Annotated in this window: 16 protein-coding genes; 9 read left to right on the top strand and 7 right to left on the bottom strand. The window is 65.0% G+C overall.

Annotated elements, in window-relative coordinates; genetic code table 11:
• The first annotated feature begins 10 nt into the window (after nucleotides 1-10).
• Nucleotides 11-844 (top strand): GyrI-like domain-containing protein, encoded by an 834-nt coding sequence (locus K3725_RS15310; protein ID WP_260016156.1) that lies wholly within the window; start codon nucleotides 11-13, stop codon nucleotides 842-844.
• Between the two features lie 66 nt (nucleotides 845-910).
• On the opposite strand, the gene K3725_RS15305 is transcribed toward K3725_RS15310, so the two are convergent.
• The gene (locus K3725_RS15305) at nucleotides 911-1507 is read right to left on the bottom strand and encodes a LysE family translocator (RefSeq protein ID WP_260016155.1); all 597 of its coding nucleotides are present in this window, start codon (nucleotides 1505-1507) and stop codon (nucleotides 911-913) included.
• 73 nt (nucleotides 1508-1580) lie between these two features.
• Between K3725_RS15305 and K3725_RS15300 the strand changes: the two genes are divergently transcribed.
• Nucleotides 1581-2033 carry an Lrp/AsnC family transcriptional regulator gene (locus K3725_RS15300; RefSeq protein ID WP_260016154.1) on the top strand — a complete coding sequence of 151 codons (453 nt, stop codon included), beginning with the start codon at nucleotides 1581-1583 and terminating at the stop codon, nucleotides 2031-2033.
• Between the two features lie 437 nt (nucleotides 2034-2470).
• On the opposite strand, the gene K3725_RS15295 is transcribed toward K3725_RS15300, so the two are convergent.
• Together K3725_RS15295 and K3725_RS15290 are read right to left on the bottom strand one after the other, a co-directional pair.
• Nucleotides 2471-3085 carry a hypothetical protein gene (locus tag K3725_RS15295; protein WP_260016153.1) on the bottom strand — a complete coding sequence of 205 codons (615 nt, stop codon included), beginning with the start codon at nucleotides 3083-3085 and terminating at the stop codon, nucleotides 2471-2473.
• A gap of 66 nt (nucleotides 3086-3151) precedes the next feature.
• On the bottom strand, nucleotides 3152-4111 hold the full coding sequence (locus tag K3725_RS15290; RefSeq protein ID WP_260016152.1) for an L-malyl-CoA/beta-methylmalyl-CoA lyase: 960 nt from the start codon (nucleotides 4109-4111) through the stop codon (nucleotides 3152-3154).
• Nucleotides 4112-4285: 174 nt separating this feature from the next.
• Here K3725_RS15290 and K3725_RS15285 point away from each other — a divergent pair, with 174 nt between their 5' ends.
• From K3725_RS15285 to K3725_RS15260, 6 genes are all read left to right on the top strand, one after another.
• Nucleotides 4286-5557: an MFS transporter gene (locus K3725_RS15285; RefSeq protein ID WP_260016151.1), complete on the top strand. Its 1272-nt coding sequence runs from the start codon at nucleotides 4286-4288 to the stop codon at nucleotides 5555-5557.
• Nucleotides 5558-5667: 110 nt separating this feature from the next.
• Nucleotides 5668-6669 carry an N-acetyltransferase DgcN gene (gene dgcN, locus K3725_RS15280; protein WP_260016150.1) on the top strand — a complete coding sequence of 334 codons (1002 nt, stop codon included), beginning with the start codon at nucleotides 5668-5670 and terminating at the stop codon, nucleotides 6667-6669.
• Nucleotides 6670-6820: 151 nt separating this feature from the next.
• Nucleotides 6821-7786: an N-acetyl-D-Glu racemase DgcA gene (gene dgcA / locus K3725_RS15275; protein WP_260016149.1), complete on the top strand. Its 966-nt coding sequence runs from the start codon at nucleotides 6821-6823 to the stop codon at nucleotides 7784-7786.
• Nucleotides 7787-7796: 10 nt separating this feature from the next.
• A complete protein-coding gene (locus K3725_RS15270) occupies nucleotides 7797-8657 on the top strand; it encodes a D-amino-acid transaminase (protein WP_260016148.1) in 861 nt (286 codons plus the stop codon).
• A 325-nt stretch (nucleotides 8658-8982) separates the two neighbouring features.
• Complete coding sequence (locus K3725_RS15265; RefSeq protein WP_260016147.1) at nucleotides 8983-9219, top strand: hypothetical protein; 237 nt, start codon at nucleotides 8983-8985, stop codon at nucleotides 9217-9219.
• A 163-nt stretch (nucleotides 9220-9382) separates the two neighbouring features.
• Complete coding sequence (locus tag K3725_RS15260; protein WP_260016146.1) at nucleotides 9383-10213, top strand: PHB depolymerase family esterase; 831 nt, start codon at nucleotides 9383-9385, stop codon at nucleotides 10211-10213.
• 34 nt (nucleotides 10214-10247) lie between these two features.
• Here K3725_RS15260 and K3725_RS15255 read toward each other — a convergent pair whose 3' ends face one another.
• Complete coding sequence (locus K3725_RS15255) at nucleotides 10248-11072, bottom strand: dienelactone hydrolase family protein (protein ID WP_260016145.1); 825 nt, start codon at nucleotides 11070-11072, stop codon at nucleotides 10248-10250.
• Between the two features lie 74 nt (nucleotides 11073-11146).
• On the opposite strand from K3725_RS15255, the gene K3725_RS15250 reads away from it, so the two are divergent.
• Nucleotides 11147-11635 carry a helix-turn-helix domain-containing protein gene (locus K3725_RS15250; protein WP_260016144.1) on the top strand — a complete coding sequence of 163 codons (489 nt, stop codon included), beginning with the start codon at nucleotides 11147-11149 and terminating at the stop codon, nucleotides 11633-11635.
• Between the two features lie 109 nt (nucleotides 11636-11744).
• On the opposite strand, the gene K3725_RS15245 is transcribed toward K3725_RS15250, so the two are convergent.
• The 3 genes from K3725_RS15245 to K3725_RS15235 form a co-directional block, all read right to left on the bottom strand.
• Nucleotides 11745-12059, bottom strand: a complete 315-nt coding sequence (locus K3725_RS15245) for a DUF1244 domain-containing protein (RefSeq protein WP_260016143.1) — start codon at nucleotides 12057-12059, stop codon at nucleotides 11745-11747.
• 82 nt (nucleotides 12060-12141) lie between these two features.
• Entirely contained in the window at nucleotides 12142-12381 is a 240-nt protein-coding gene (locus tag K3725_RS15240) for a DUF6868 family protein (protein ID WP_260016142.1), read from the bottom strand.
• A 148-nt stretch (nucleotides 12382-12529) separates the two neighbouring features.
• Complete coding sequence (locus K3725_RS15235) at nucleotides 12530-13267, bottom strand: N-formylglutamate amidohydrolase (protein ID WP_260016141.1); 738 nt, start codon at nucleotides 13265-13267, stop codon at nucleotides 12530-12532.
• Between the last annotated feature and the right edge of the window lie 92 nt (nucleotides 13268-13359).

The following is a 13359-nucleotide window of genomic DNA, read 5'->3' as shown; positions in this document are numbered from 1 at the left end:
GACGCCGCAAATGGCCGCCAGCTACGAAGACCGGATCCTCAGGGTTCTGGCCTATATCCACGACAACACGGATGGCGACCTGTCGCTGGACCGGCTCGCGGATGTGGCGGCGATGTCGCGGTTTCACTGGCACCGGGTGTTTCGCGCCCTGACCGGCGAGACCTGTGCCCAGGCGGTGCGCCGGATCCGGCTGCACCGCGCCGCGGTCTGGCTGGTGATGGAGGAAATGCCCATCGCGCAGCTGGCAGCCCGCGCAGGCTACCCGAACCAGAACAGCTTCTCCCGCGCCTTCTCTGAATCTTATGGCAGCAGCCCGGCGGCCTTCCGCCGTGACGGCCAGGTGCGGCTGCCCAGCCCAGCCCTAAGAACAGGAAGCTATCCCATGTATGACGTGATCACCCGCACCGACCCCGCCCGCCGCCTTGCCGGCCTGCCGCACGAGGGCGCCTACCACGAGATCGGCAAGAGCTTTGAAGCCCTTGGGGCGATCTGCGAGAGCCGCCAGCTTTGGCCGCAGCTGGGTGCGGTGCTCGGGGTCTATTTCGACAGCCCGGACGAGGTGGACGAGGCCGGGCTGCGCAGCTTTGCAGGTGCGGAGTTCACCGGCGAGGCGCTGCCCGAGGGCATGGAGGAGGTCAGCCTGCCGGGCGGCCGCGTTGCGGTTCTCACCTATAAGGGGCCGTATTCCGGTATCCCGGCTGCGACGCACAGCTTATTCGGCAACTGGCTGCCCGTCTCAGGCGAAGAGCCGGCTGACCAGCCCTGCTACGAGGTCTATCTCAACAATCCCCGCGACACCGCGCCTGAGGATCTCCTGACAGAGATTTGCCTGCCCCTGAAATGATGTTCCGCCCGCCCTCTGGCGCGGGGGCGGGCGCTCCGCCCCTTTGGGCCGGGAGCGGGGCTTGCGTTACTGCGGCCAGATCACCGGGTAAAGCGAGGCCACCAGCAGCACCGCCATGGTCCAGTTGAACAGCACCAGGCGGCGCGGGCTGGTCAGAAACCGCGCCATCTGCTGGCCCAGCACCGTCCAGGAGCCGACCGAGGGCAGGTTGATCGCCCCGAAAATAACCCCTACCAGCAGGATCGCCGCCAGCGTCTGATCCGGCGTGTAGGCGCTGATCGCAGTCAGCGCCATCGCCCAGGCCTTGGGGTTCACCCACTGAAATGCCGCGGCCTGCAGAAAGGTCATCGGGCGGCCTTCCGCGCCTTTGGCCTGAACCGGCGCCGCATTGGCGATCTTCCACGCCAGCCACAAGAGGTACACAACCGAAACCGCCTTCAGCATAGTGTAGCTGACCGGGAAGGCATCAAACACCTGCACCAGCCCGGCGCCGACCAGCAGCACCATGAACACAAATCCCAAGGCGACTCCCAGCATATGCGGGATGGTGCGGCGGAAACCGAAGTTGGCGCCCGAGGCCATCAGCATCAGGTTGTTCGGCCCCGGCGTGATCGAGGAGACAAACGCGAAAAGCGCAAGCGCGGTGAGGAGTTCATAAGTCATGCGCAAAATCATTGCGCCAAACCGGCCAAATGAAATTGCGTTTTGCCGTGCCTTGCGTCTATTTTCACAATCAGTGGCGAAAAATGACAAGATAAACCAGCAAATATTGCGAGAACTCAGCCGCGACGGCCGGATCAGCAACCTGGAACTGGCAGAGCGGGTGGGCCTGTCGCCCTCCGCCTGCCTGCGCCGGGTGCAAGAGCTGGAACGTTCCGGCGTCATCACCGGCTACCGCGCGGTCCTGGACCGGCAAAAACTGGGGGTAGGCTTTGCCACCTACATCGGCGTCGGCCTGGGCGAACACACAAAGGAGGCGCAGGAGGCGTTTGAGCGCGCCATGCAGGCGGCGCCGGAGGTTGTGGAATGCCACAATATCACCGGCACCATCGAATACCTGCTGCGGGTCGAATGCGCCGATCTGCCCAGCTACAAGAGGTTCCACACCGACATCCTCGGCACCTCGCCCTATGTCACCGCGATCACTACCTATGTGGTGATGGGCTCGCCCAAGGATCTGCGGGCGTGAACTCAGGCTGAGGCTGGATATTGAGTATTTGGGGAAAGATGAAAGTCTGATGCGCTTCATCTTTCCCCAAATACTTACTGCGCTGGGTTGGCTTCAGACGCGCGGCCGCAGGTGTTGCGCGCCCACCGTACGCAGCCCTCACCGGATCTTAAGCCGCTTTTGGCAGTCTTGCTCCCGGTCGCGATCACCCGCCGGGGCTTGGCTCCCCGGCACCCTTGGAACCGGACCCCTGCCTGGCAGCGGGGCCGTGCAGAGACAACGTTTAGCACGCGGGCGGATACGCCCGTCCATCTCCGCCATTCTGGCGGCGCCGCCAGTCCATAATGCCTCCGCTGAAGCAGATCATGGATAAAGGCAAAACCGGATCAGACACACCGGCAGGGCAGGGGCCCCGGCCGGGAGAAAGGCATGCCCTGCCGCTGCTTGCCTCTCCAAGGTCAGGCACCCGCCTTTTGTTCTGCGAGCAAGGCCCGCACTGCAATCTCCGGCGAGGCCAGGACCGGCACCCGTGACTGCTCCCGCAGCAGCTCTGCCGCACCGGCCATCGAGGCCTGCGCCAGCACCACGCAGGCAAAATCCATTGCCGCCAGCGCCTCCGCCACATCCGCTGCAATGGCCGCGGCAAAGCCAGTGCTGTCCCCGCACTCAAACAGCGGCCAGTGCCGGCCCAGCTCCAGGCAGGTAAGCTCAGGCTCGCGCGCCCCGAAGGCACGGCGCAGCAGCGCTTCCGAAGGCCCGGCAGTGCTTTCCAGACAATAGGCCATCAGCACCGGCCCGCCGGTGCGCGCCGCTTCCTGCATCATCGGCCAGTCGATGCGGATGGCCCCTGCGTCCTCCGCCGCCGGGCCAAGGGTGGTGCAGGTGCACAGGACCGGCCCGTCCGCCGCCGCGACGGCCGAGGCAATCTCTGCCCTCAGGCCCGCATCAATCCCGCCCTGTGCCCGCTCCAGCCAATCGGCGCGCACCTGCTGATCCAACTCCGCCCCCGGCGCCAGCGCGCGAAAGGTTCCGACATGCAACTCAGCCGTATGCAGCAAGGTCAAATCCGGCATATCTCTCTCCATTCAAAAAGGGCGCCCCCCGGGGACGCCCTTGGAACCTCTCGTCACGGACCGGCGTCAGCTGCCCGCGATCAGCTCGGCCTGCGCCACAATTACCTCGGCCTGCTTGATCGAGGCGATATCGACCAGACGGCCCTTGTAAACCGTGGCGCCGGCGCCGGAGGCCTTGGCCTCTTCCATCGCCGCCAGGATCTCGCGGGCTTCTGCCACGGCCTCATCGGATGGGGTGAAGACCTGGTTGGCCAGCGCGATCTGGCTGGGGTGGATCGCCCATTTGCCGACCATCCCCAAAGTGGCAGAGCGCTTCGCCTGTGCGACATAACCGTCCTCGTCGGAGAAGTCGCCAAACGGCCCGTCCACCGGCAGGATGCCATGGGTGCGGCAGGCGGCGACAATTGCCGCCTGCGCCCAGTGCCAGGGGTCGGACCAGTGTTTCTGGCCCTCGCGGATCATGTAGTAGTTCTCCTGGGTGCCGCCGATGCCGGTGGTCTGCATCCCCATCGAGGCGGCAAAATCCGCAGCGCCCAGGCTCATCGCCTGCAAGCGGGGCGAGGATTTGGCGATGTCTTCCACATGGGCAATGCCTGCCGCGGATTCGATGATCACCTCGAAGGACACCGGCTTGGTGCGGCCTTTGGCGCGTTCGATGGCGGTGACCAGTGCGTCCACCGCATAGACGTCCTCGGCGCAGCCCACCTTGGGGATCATGATCTGGTCCAGCCGGTCGCCGGCCTGCTCCAGAATGTCCACCACATCGCGGTACCAGTAGGGGGTGTCGAGCCCGTTGATCCGCACCGACAGGTATTTATTGCCCCAGTCCACGCTGTTGATCGCCTCGATCACGTTGGCGCGGGCCTGGTCCTTGTCGGAAGGCGCCACCGAATCCTCCAGGTCGAGGTTGATGACATCCGCCGCCGAGGCTGCCATCTTCTCGAACAGCTTCACTTTGGAGCCGGGGCCGAACAGCTGGCAGCGGTTGGGGCGCGCCGGGGCGGCGGGCTGGATGCGGAAGCTCATGGGGCAATCCTCCGGGTAATGACGTTTCAATTCTGCTGGGCTGAAGTGTTAGAAAGTTGCGCGGCCTCATGCAAGGGAATTTTGCAGCCGCAGAAAATGCCGCTGCAATGCGGCGGCGGAAACATTGCCGCAAACAGGCGCGCACCCGCGGGGGACCCGTGCGAGCAACCGGGCATGAGACGTGCATTCATTGAAAACTGGGCCCTGTTTCTGGGCATGCTGATGCTGATGGTGGCCAACGGGCTTCTGGTTACCCTGCTGACAATCCGGGGCGCGGGGCTTGGCTTCTCCGACCTTACTATTTCGATCATGCAGGCGGCCTATCCGGCCGGCGCCTTGCTGGGCACCGTGATGGCGCCGGGGATGGTGGCCAGGGTCGGCCATATCCGGGCGTTTTCGGCGCTCGCGTCGCTGGTGTCTATCTCGGCGATCCTGCATCTTTTGACCTCCGATCCCTATTCCTGGTCCGCGCTGCGGTTCCTCGCCGGGGTTTGCTATCCCGGCATGTATGTGATCACCGAAAGCTGGCTGCAGGCAAAATCCGAAAACAAAAACCGGGCGCAGATCCTGTCGCTCTACTTCATGATCTGGATGGCAGGCCCGGCCATCGGCACCGCGCTGGTGGCGCTGCCGGACCCCAGCGGCAATCTGTTGTTCGGGGCGGTGTCCATCCTGATTTCCCTGTCGATCGTGCCGCTCTTGCTGTCGGGCATCAAGGCGCCGGAGTATGAGGTCCCGGACCGGATGCCGGTGCGCAAACTGTACCGCGTATCGCCGATGGCGGTGCTGGGCAACCTGGTCAGCGCGACTGCGGTGGCGGGTTGGTTCATCGCGCTGCCGCTTTATGCGCTGTCGCGCGGGATGAGCCCGGCTGAGGCATCGGGCGCGCTGGTGGTGGCGATGATCGTGGGCGCGGTCGTGCAGTACCCCGTCGGCTGGATCAGCGACAAGACCGACCGGCGGCTGGTGCTGATAGGGCTCGGCGTCATCGGTGCCGTGGCCTGCCTGTGGATGCTGGCGACCCCCACGCCGCAGGCGCTGGTGATCGGCTTTGCGGTGCTCGCAGGTGCCAGCCTGCCGATGTATGCGGTCTGCTCTGCCCACGCCAACGATCAGCTGAAACCGGCGCAGATCGTGCCGGCCAGCGGCGCCATGGTGTTCCTTTTGAACGCCGGTCAGTTCGGAGGCACTCTGGCCGCTCCAAATATGGTCAGCATTGCTGACGGAAATGGACTGCTGATCCTGCTCGCAGCCCTGTGTTTTATGGTCTCAGGGGTTGCTGCGCTGCGGCGGACGCAGGCCGATGCACCGGAGGAAACCGGCTCCCAGCAGGCCATTGCGGTGCTTGGTGCGCCTCAAACCGGGGTGCTTCAGGCCGAATCCTGGATGGAGGAGGAAAATAATGTCAGCAATAGTGACATACCGCAGGAATCTCCCGATAAATGACAAAATAGTAGGAGGATCTTGCGCGATGGAGGTTCGGCGCGGCGGAATAGGTATGAACTTGTGCGGGAATCTCAGCAAACTCACCGGCAAGAGTGAAGAGGAAACCCGCCATGATCGAAACCCCTTATCTGCTGTTCCTGGGCGATGCGCCCGACATGCTGGCTGCCAAAGTTGCCATCGGCATCCGTGACTGGCGCCCCGAGCACGCGGTCGGCCAGATCCGCCTGCCGGGCTGCGGCGCCGACCTGGGCCTGAAGGACCTGACCCTGGCCGAGGCCAAGGAAGCCGGCGCCAAAACCCTGGTGATCGGTGTCGCCAACCGCGGCGGCGTGATTTCCCAGGCCTGGAAGGAAGTGCTGATCGAAGCGCTGGAAATGGGCTATGACCTGGCCTCCGGCCTGCACAACCTGCTGCGCGACGAAGGCGACCTGGTGGCCGCGGCCCAGACCCACGGCGGCACCCTGCATGATGTGCGCGTGCCCACCGTCGGCTACCCGATTGCCAACGGCAAGCCGCGCAGCGGCAAGCGCTGCCTGGCAGTTGGCACCGACTGCTCGGTCGGCAAGATGTACACCGCGATGGCGATGGACAACGAGATGCGCGAGCGCGGCATGAAGTCGACCTTCCGCGCCACCGGCCAGACCGGCATCCTGATCACCGGCAGCGGCGTGCCGCTGGACGCGGTCATTGCCGACTTCATGGCGGGTTCGATCGAATATCTGACCCCGGACAACGACGACGACCACTGGGACCTGATCGAAGGCCAGGGCTCGCTGTTCCACGTGTCCTACTCTGGCGTCACCATGGCGCTGGTGCACGGCGGCCAGCCGGATGCGCTGATCCTGTGCCACGAGCCGACCCGCACCCATATGCGCGGCCTGCCGGAATATGACGTGCCGACCCTGGAAGAGCTGCGCGAAGTGGCCCTGCCGCTGGCTCAGCGCGCCAACCCGGCCTGTAAGGTCGTTGGCATTTCGGTGAACACCCAGCACCTGTCTGAGGACGAAGCGGTCAAGTACTTGGCCGAAGTCGAAGAGCGCATGGGCCTGCCCGCCGTCGACCCGTACCGCCACGGCGCCGGCCGCCTGGTGGACGCGCTGGCAGCGGCCTGATCTAACAGCCCCGCCGGAGGTGCTCAGGCGCAGCCTGGGATGCCTCCGGCGGGAGTATTTTTGGAAAGATGAAAGAGCAGGTGCCCCGGATGAAGGGCATCATGCCAAGGCCCGCCGCGGCGCGCGCAGGGCCGCAGGAAAGGGCAGTTTCATGAACATCACCGTCACACCGGACGTCTTCAAACTGGCGCAGGTCTTCACCATCTCGCGCGGCTCGCGCACCGAAGCCAAAGTGCTGACCGTGCGGGTTGATAAGGACGGCGTCACCGGCTGGGGTGAATGCGTGCCCTACGCCCGCTATAACGAGACGCTGGAAAGCGTGACCGCTGAAATCGAGGGCCTGCCTGCCGGTTTCACCCGCGAGGAACTGCAATCGCTGCTGCCCGCCGGCGCCGCCCGCAACGCGGTTGACTGCGCGCTGTGGGATCTGGAGGCAAAACAGGCCGGCAAACGGGTCTGGGAACTGGCAGGCCTGCCGGAGCCGAAACCGGAGATCACCGCCTACACCCTGTCGCTGGACACGCCGGAGAAGATGCAGGCGCAGGCGGCGGAGAATGCGTTCCGCCCGCTCTTGAAAATCAAGCTCGGCACCCCCGACGACATGCCCCGCCTGGAGGCGGTGCGCGCCGGCGCGCCCGATGCCAGGATCATCATCGACGCCAATGAGGGCTGGTCGGCTGCGGTCTATGCCGAACTGGCGCCGCATCTGCTGCGCCTGGGCGTAGAGCTGGTGGAGCAGCCGCTGCCCGCGGGTGAGGACGAGGCGCTGATCGGCATGGAGCGACCGGTGCCGGTCTGTGCGGATGAGAGCTGCCATGACCGCGAGAGCCTGCCGAAACTCAAGGGCAAATATGACGTGGTCAACATCAAGCTGGACAAGACCGGCGGCCTCACTGAGGCGCTGAAGCTGCGCGAACAGGCGCTGGCCGAGGGCTATCAGGTGATGGTCGGCTGCATGGTCGGTTCATCGCTGGCGATGGCGCCGGCGACGCTTGTGGCGCAAGGTGCGGCGGTTACGGATCTTGACGGGCCGCTGCTTCTGGCCGAAGACCGCGAGGAACCTTTGACATTTGATGCCGAGGGCGTGCACCCGCCCAAAGCTGCCCTGTGGGGTTGAGGAGACAACAATGACCCGTACTGTTTATGTGAATGGCGAATACCTGCCCGAAGGCGACGCCAAGGTATCGATCTTTGACCGCGGCTTCCTGTTTGCCGATGCGGTTTATGAGGTGACCTCGGTCCTCGACGGCAAGCTGATCGACTTTGAAGGCCACGCCGTGCGCCTGGACCGGTCGCTGAAAGAACTGGACATGGCGTCGCCCTGCTCCAAGGAGGAGCTGCTGGAGATCCACCGCAAGCTGGTGGAGCTGAACGGCATCGAGGAGGGCCTGGTGTACCTGCAGGTCTCGCGCGGTTCTGACGGCGACCGGGACTTTGTATTCCCCTCCGCGGACACCCCGCCGTCGCTGGTGCTGTTCACCCAGAACAAGCCTGGCCTGGCCGACAGCCCTGCCGCTGCGAAAGGCGCCAAGATCATCTCGATTGAGGACATCCGCTGGGGCCGCCGCGACATCAAGACCGTGCAGCTGCTCTATCCGTCGATGGGCAAGATGATGGCCAAGAAGGCCGGCTGCGACGATGCCTGGCTGATCGAAGACGGCTATGTGACCGAAGGCACCTCCAACAACGCCTATTACGTTAAGAACGGCAAGATCGTGACCCGGCCGCTGTCCAATGACATCCTGCACGGCATCACCCGCGCCGCGGTGCTGCGTCTGGCGGCGGAAGCGCAGATGGAGATTGAGGAGCGCCTGTTCACCATCGAGGAAGCCAAGGAGGCGGACGAGGCCTTCACCACCTCTGCCAGCGCCTTTGTGATGCCGGTGGTGGAGATCGACGGCGTGACCCTGGGCGACGGCACCCCGGGCCCGATCGCCAAGCGCCTGCGCGAGATCTACCTGGAGGAAAGCCGCAAGAAAGCTGTCTGAAGCTGCTTGCCGCATTGCTGCAAAAGGCCGTCCCTTGCGGGCGGCCTTTTGTTAAATAGAGAATCGATTCTGCGATTTCCGCCCCGCCGGGCGGGTACGAAAGCCTGGTTCACAGGATGCTGAAACGGCGCATTCTCCCAGCCATGGAAACAATGAGTGTTTTGATGTGGGGACTGTTTTTAAAACCCCCTGTTTCGGCTCTGGATTTTAACTAATTTTACACAAAATGCGCCCTTGGGCGGCAGCTTGCGGTATTCTGATGCCAGGCGATGGGAACCGGCCGGGGGGGCCGCCAGCCAGAGCCGCAAACCGTGGAGGTGCCAGTATGCAACAGTGTTATCAGCCGGTGATGGGGGAAGCCATGAACAGCGAGGCCGCCGAGCCGAGCGACGTGGAAATCCTGGCTGCTGTGCGTCAGGTGCTGACCGCGGACGAGGTCGCGCATCCCGATTTTGTCAAGGCGCCTGCCAGCCAGGGGTGGCTCGCTGGCAAGCTCCTGGCGCGGGAGCGCACGGCCTCTGGCGCGCTGGCGGCGCGTCTTCTGGGCCGCTTGCGCGGTTAGGCGCGCCTTCGGGGGGACGCGCCCAGCCGCGGATGTGTGGTCCGGGGCATTTCCAAAAAGACATTTTGCAGCGGCCGCCCAGAACGGGCGGCCTTTTTCATGGCCGCATCGCTGCCGACGGTCTGTGCTAGGGTAGAGCACGAACCGGACTAAGGAGGGGCGGATGCTGAAACGGGGTCTGATGCTGCTGGCCGCGGCCTTGCTGGGTGTGCCGGCAGGTGCGGCGGCGCAGGACGCGCCGTGCGGCGGGGAGGCGCCGTGCCGGATTGACAGCGGGACCTATCACCTGGGCCTGCCGGACGGCTGGCAGGGCGGGCCTGCGGTGATGTTCCTGCATGGCTATGGCAGCAGCGGCGCCAAGGTTGCTGCCAATAGCGGGCTGGTGGCGGCATTCACCCGGCGCGGTTATGCGGTGATTGCTCCCAGCGGCTTGCCCTGGGCCAACGGCAAACCTGCGGACTGGTCGGTGCGCGACGGCTGGAACACCTATCCCCGCAACGACACGGAGTTCCTGCGCGCGGTGCTGGCGGATGCCGCGGAACGGGCTGGGGTGGATCCGGAGAGACTGCTGCTGAGCGGCTTTTCCCGCGGCGGATCGATGGTCTGGGACATGGCCTGCCGGGTGCCGGAGTTTGCCGCCGGGTATGCGGCGGTCTCTGGCGGTTTCTGGCTGCCGGTGACACGGGACTGCAAGGGGCCGGTGCGGCTGCTGCACATCCACGGCTTTGCCGACACCGTCGTGCCGCTGGAAGGCCGCGCCATCCCCGGTGCGAGTGTGGTGCAGGCCGATATCTGGGAGGGGCTGCAGCTGTGGCGGCGCGAAAACGGCTGCCCCAGTAACGCCGCCGCGCATGCGGCCGAAGACGGGATCTGGCGCAAACGGTGGGACTGCGAAACCGGCGGTCTGGAACTGATCCTGCACAAGGGCGGTCATGGGATGCCCAGGGGCTGGAGCAGTATGGCATTGGACTGGTTTGAAGGCCTGGAGAACTGAGGCGGCGGGCGGGGCTGCGCCGCCGTCCGCTAGATCAGCTGCCTGCTGTCAGCCGCTGCCTGAAGAATGCCAGGATCTCATCCCGCGCGGCCAGGGTCGGGCTGCCTGCCTCATCCACCAGATGCGCGGTGACCACGCTGTGCGGAGCGGGGACGTGTTTGGCAAAGAACGGCGGCACCTCCGCGGCGGCAGCGCTGTCCGGCAGGGTGCGGGCGTCAAAGCGCTCTCCCAGCGCCTCGGCATAGGCGGCAAAGCGCTGCGCCTGGCAGAAGGCGTCGCTCTGGAACCGGTAGGCAAGCACCGTGAGGTCCTCGCGCTCCAGCCGGTCGCGTACGGCGGCCAGTTCTTCGGCTGGGCTTTCGACACCTGCCGGGTTGTCCAGCGGCAGCGAGGGCTGCGCCAGAACCGGGGCAAGCATGGCGGGCTCCAGCATCATCGACAGCGCAAAATTGCCGGTGAAACACATGCCGATGGCGCCGGTGCCGGGGCCGCCGCATTCGCCGTGCGCAAGACGCGCCAGCGCCCGCAGCCACTGGGTGACCGGGCTGGCGCCATGACCGGCAAAGGCGCGGAATTCGGCGCTGACGCAGGCGCGGCGGAACACCTCTGCACCGTCTTCTGCGGTGGCCACAGCACCGTCGCGGCCGAACAGTGAGGGCATGTAAACGGTAAACCCGGCATCGCGTACCCATCGGGCAAAGCGGGCCACATGCGGGCTGATCCCCGGCATTTCCGCCATCACGATTACTGCGGGGCCCTGGCCGGACACATGCACGGTTTTCTCTGCACCGTTGAGGGCGATCCGGCGCGGCTCGAAATCTTCAAGCACGTCATCCTGGTCCATCGGGCGTTTGGTCATCCGGGTTATCCTTCCTGTTGGCGAATCTAAGTCTCAATTTTGAACTCAGATAGAAATCACCTATCTGGGTCCGCATGTCAAACTCAGCTTCTGATTCCCGTGAAACCCTGCCCGCCGTCCGCCGCCGCGCCCTGGTGCCCAAGGAGCAGTGCCCGATGGCGCTGGCCGCCGGGATCCTGGGCGACCGCTGGACGCTCCTGATCCTGCGGGAGGCTTTCTATGGCGTTTGCCGCTATGACGACATGCGTGCGGACCTGAAGGCGCCGCGCTCCACCCTGACGGACCGGCTGAACAGTCTGGTGGCGCGGGGGATACTGGAAAAGCAGCCCTATCAGGAGGCGGGCGACCGGGTGCGCCAGGCCTATGTGCTGACTGACGCGGGGCGCGGATTGGCACTGACCTTTATGGCACTGGCGCAATGGGGGGAGGCGCATGTGACCGGCGGCGCCGCGCCGGTCGGGGTGGTGGACCAGGAGAGTGGCGCGCCGCTGCGGGTCGCGCTGGTGGATGCGGATGGCGCGCCGGCTGATCCGGCGCGCGCGGCTCTGCGGCTGAGGGGCTGAGGCCGCGGCCAGACCGGCTGATTTCACCTTTGGGCAAATACTCCGGGGTGAATTGGCCGCAAGGCCAGGAGGGGCAGCGCCCCTTCGCCCGGCCTTGACGGATAGCCGCTTACTGCTTGTCGGTGACGTTTTCCTTGAACGCCACCTTGAAGTCTGCCTGTTTCTCGGCGCTGGCTTCGGTCTGGTAGCTGGCCTTCCACTCCTCCATGGTCATGCCGTAATAGATCTCGCGGGCCTCATTCTTGCCCATCTCGATGCCGCGCTCGTTGGCGGCCTCCTGGTACCAGCGGGCCAGGCAGTTGCGGCAGAAGCCGGCCATGTTCATCAGGTCGATATTCTGCACATCGGTGCGGTCTTCCATCAGGTGCTTCTGCAGGCGGCGGAAGGCGGCGGCCTGGATTTCGGTCTCGGTTTGCTTGTCCATGGCGGTGGCTCCGGAGTTGTCTGGTGTCCCCGCAGGCCTAGCAGCCGCAGCGGGGGCGGGCAATGGGCGCGGGCGGCGGCGGTCAGACCAGCTGCAGTGCCAGCCACGGTCCCAGCGCAGTGGCGAAAATGACGATCTTGTAGGTGCCAAGCCAGCGGTAGACGGTAAGGCTGACATCGGCTGGCGCCAGCCCGAACATGCGGGCATGCAGCCCCGCAACCCAGTCCCGCATCAGCATCAGAAGCACGGCGGAGAGGGTGAACAGGCCGATATGCAAAACGGTCAGCCAGCCGAAGAAGGCAGAGAGGGTTTCCTGGGCCATGAGGGCTCCTTTCCCGGAATTTCCCGCGTTTCCGTTACAGATATGGTGGCGCATGGCCGGTTCTGCAACGCGGGGTGCCGTTTTCCGGCGCGGAAAACGGCCCGGAAAACACGTGTTTTCCGAGACGGAATTCGCGCCGAATTCCGGGTCAGAGACCGGATGCTTCCAGTGCCCTGAGCAGCACTTGGGCCAGGCGTTCGGCCCAAACCTGCTGGCCGGTGTGTTCGGCAATCAGGTCATTGCGCAGCTCGATCAGCGTGTTGGGGCGGCCCGGCTTGGTGGCGTGGGTTTCGATCGCGTCGCCGGGCAGGTAGCCGGTGTAGGGCTCATTGACGCCGACACAGAGATCGCCGGGGCGGTTCAGTTCTTCCACCACAAATGGCGAGAAGCGCTCGCCTTCGGGAAACAGGATGCCGATCTCCCAGGGGCGCGGGCTGCGGCCGCGCAGCTGGCGGGTAAAGCTGTGGACGGAGATGATGACCGTGCGGGGGCGTTCCGCCAGCCGCGCCAGCGCCCGGTGGTAGGGGCGGTAGCAGCCCTCCAGCCTCTGCTTCAGCTCGGCCTCGCCCGCGTGGCGGTTGGCGGGGATGATGGTGCCGTCATAAAGCTTCATCAGCAGGGTCGGGTCGTCCTCGCCGCGGTTGGGGTCGATCACCAGGCGGGAGAAGTTGGAGGCCACCACCGGCGCGTCCAGCATCTCGCCCAGGAGCTTGGACACCTCATAGGCGCCGACGTCATAGGCGATGTGGCGCTCCATGTCCTCGCGCGGGAGGCCAAGGTCGCCGCCGCCGGCAAAATCCGGCACATGGTTGGTTGCGTGGTCGCAAGTGATCAGCCAGCGGGCGGGACGGTCTGCACCGTGAACAAAAAAGGAAGTGTATGTCATGAGCCTGATATGTTTTGCCGCAAGTTGTTTACGGGAGTTGCGGCAGAATGGGAATTGGGGGATAAGCACTTCAAACGCTGTTTGCGGTAACA

The organism is Leisingera sp. S132 (assembly GCF_025144465.1).
In the GTDB taxonomy this organism is placed as follows: domain Bacteria; phylum Pseudomonadota; class Alphaproteobacteria; order Rhodobacterales; family Rhodobacteraceae; genus Leisingera.
Note: the sequence above shows the minus strand (reverse complement) of the source record. Positions and strands in the feature narration are given on the sequence as shown.

What these genes read in the sequence shown, in the direction of transcription:
- K3725_RS15270 (WP_260016148.1), top strand. Translation starts at nt 7,797, where the DNA reads ATGACCCGTACTGTTTATGTGAATGGCGAATACCTGCCCGAAGGCGAC.
- K3725_RS15265 (WP_260016147.1), top strand. Translation starts at nt 8,983, where the DNA reads ATGCAACAGTGTTATCAGCCGGTGATGGGGGAAGCCATGAACAGCGAG.
- K3725_RS15295 (WP_260016153.1), bottom strand. Translation starts at nt 3,085, where the DNA reads ATGCCGGATTTGACCTTGCTGCATACGGCTGAGTTGCATGTCGGAACC.
- dgcN (WP_260016150.1), top strand. Translation starts at nt 5,668, where the DNA reads ATGATCGAAACCCCTTATCTGCTGTTCCTGGGCGATGCGCCCGACATG.
- K3725_RS15310 (WP_260016156.1), top strand. Translation starts at nt 11, where the DNA reads ATGGCCGCCAGCTACGAAGACCGGATCCTCAGGGTTCTGGCCTATATC.
- K3725_RS15305 (WP_260016155.1), bottom strand. Translation starts at nt 1,507, where the DNA reads ATGACTTATGAACTCCTCACCGCGCTTGCGCTTTTCGCGTTTGTCTCC.
- K3725_RS15245 (WP_260016143.1), bottom strand. Translation starts at nt 12,059, where the DNA reads ATGGACAAGCAAACCGAGACCGAAATCCAGGCCGCCGCCTTCCGCCGC.
- K3725_RS15250 (WP_260016144.1), top strand. Translation starts at nt 11,147, where the DNA reads ATGTCAAACTCAGCTTCTGATTCCCGTGAAACCCTGCCCGCCGTCCGC.
- K3725_RS15240 (WP_260016142.1), bottom strand. Translation starts at nt 12,381, where the DNA reads ATGGCCCAGGAAACCCTCTCTGCCTTCTTCGGCTGGCTGACCGTTTTG.
- dgcA (WP_260016149.1), top strand. Translation starts at nt 6,821, where the DNA reads ATGAACATCACCGTCACACCGGACGTCTTCAAACTGGCGCAGGTCTTC.
- K3725_RS15285 (WP_260016151.1), top strand. Translation starts at nt 4,286, where the DNA reads ATGAGACGTGCATTCATTGAAAACTGGGCCCTGTTTCTGGGCATGCTG.
- K3725_RS15290 (WP_260016152.1), bottom strand. Translation starts at nt 4,111, where the DNA reads ATGAGCTTCCGCATCCAGCCCGCCGCCCCGGCGCGCCCCAACCGCTGC.
- K3725_RS15235 (WP_260016141.1), bottom strand. Translation starts at nt 13,267, where the DNA reads ATGACATACACTTCCTTTTTTGTTCACGGTGCAGACCGTCCCGCCCGC.
- K3725_RS15260 (WP_260016146.1), top strand. Translation starts at nt 9,383, where the DNA reads ATGCTGAAACGGGGTCTGATGCTGCTGGCCGCGGCCTTGCTGGGTGTG.
- K3725_RS15255 (WP_260016145.1), bottom strand. Translation starts at nt 11,072, where the DNA reads ATGACCAAACGCCCGATGGACCAGGATGACGTGCTTGAAGATTTCGAG.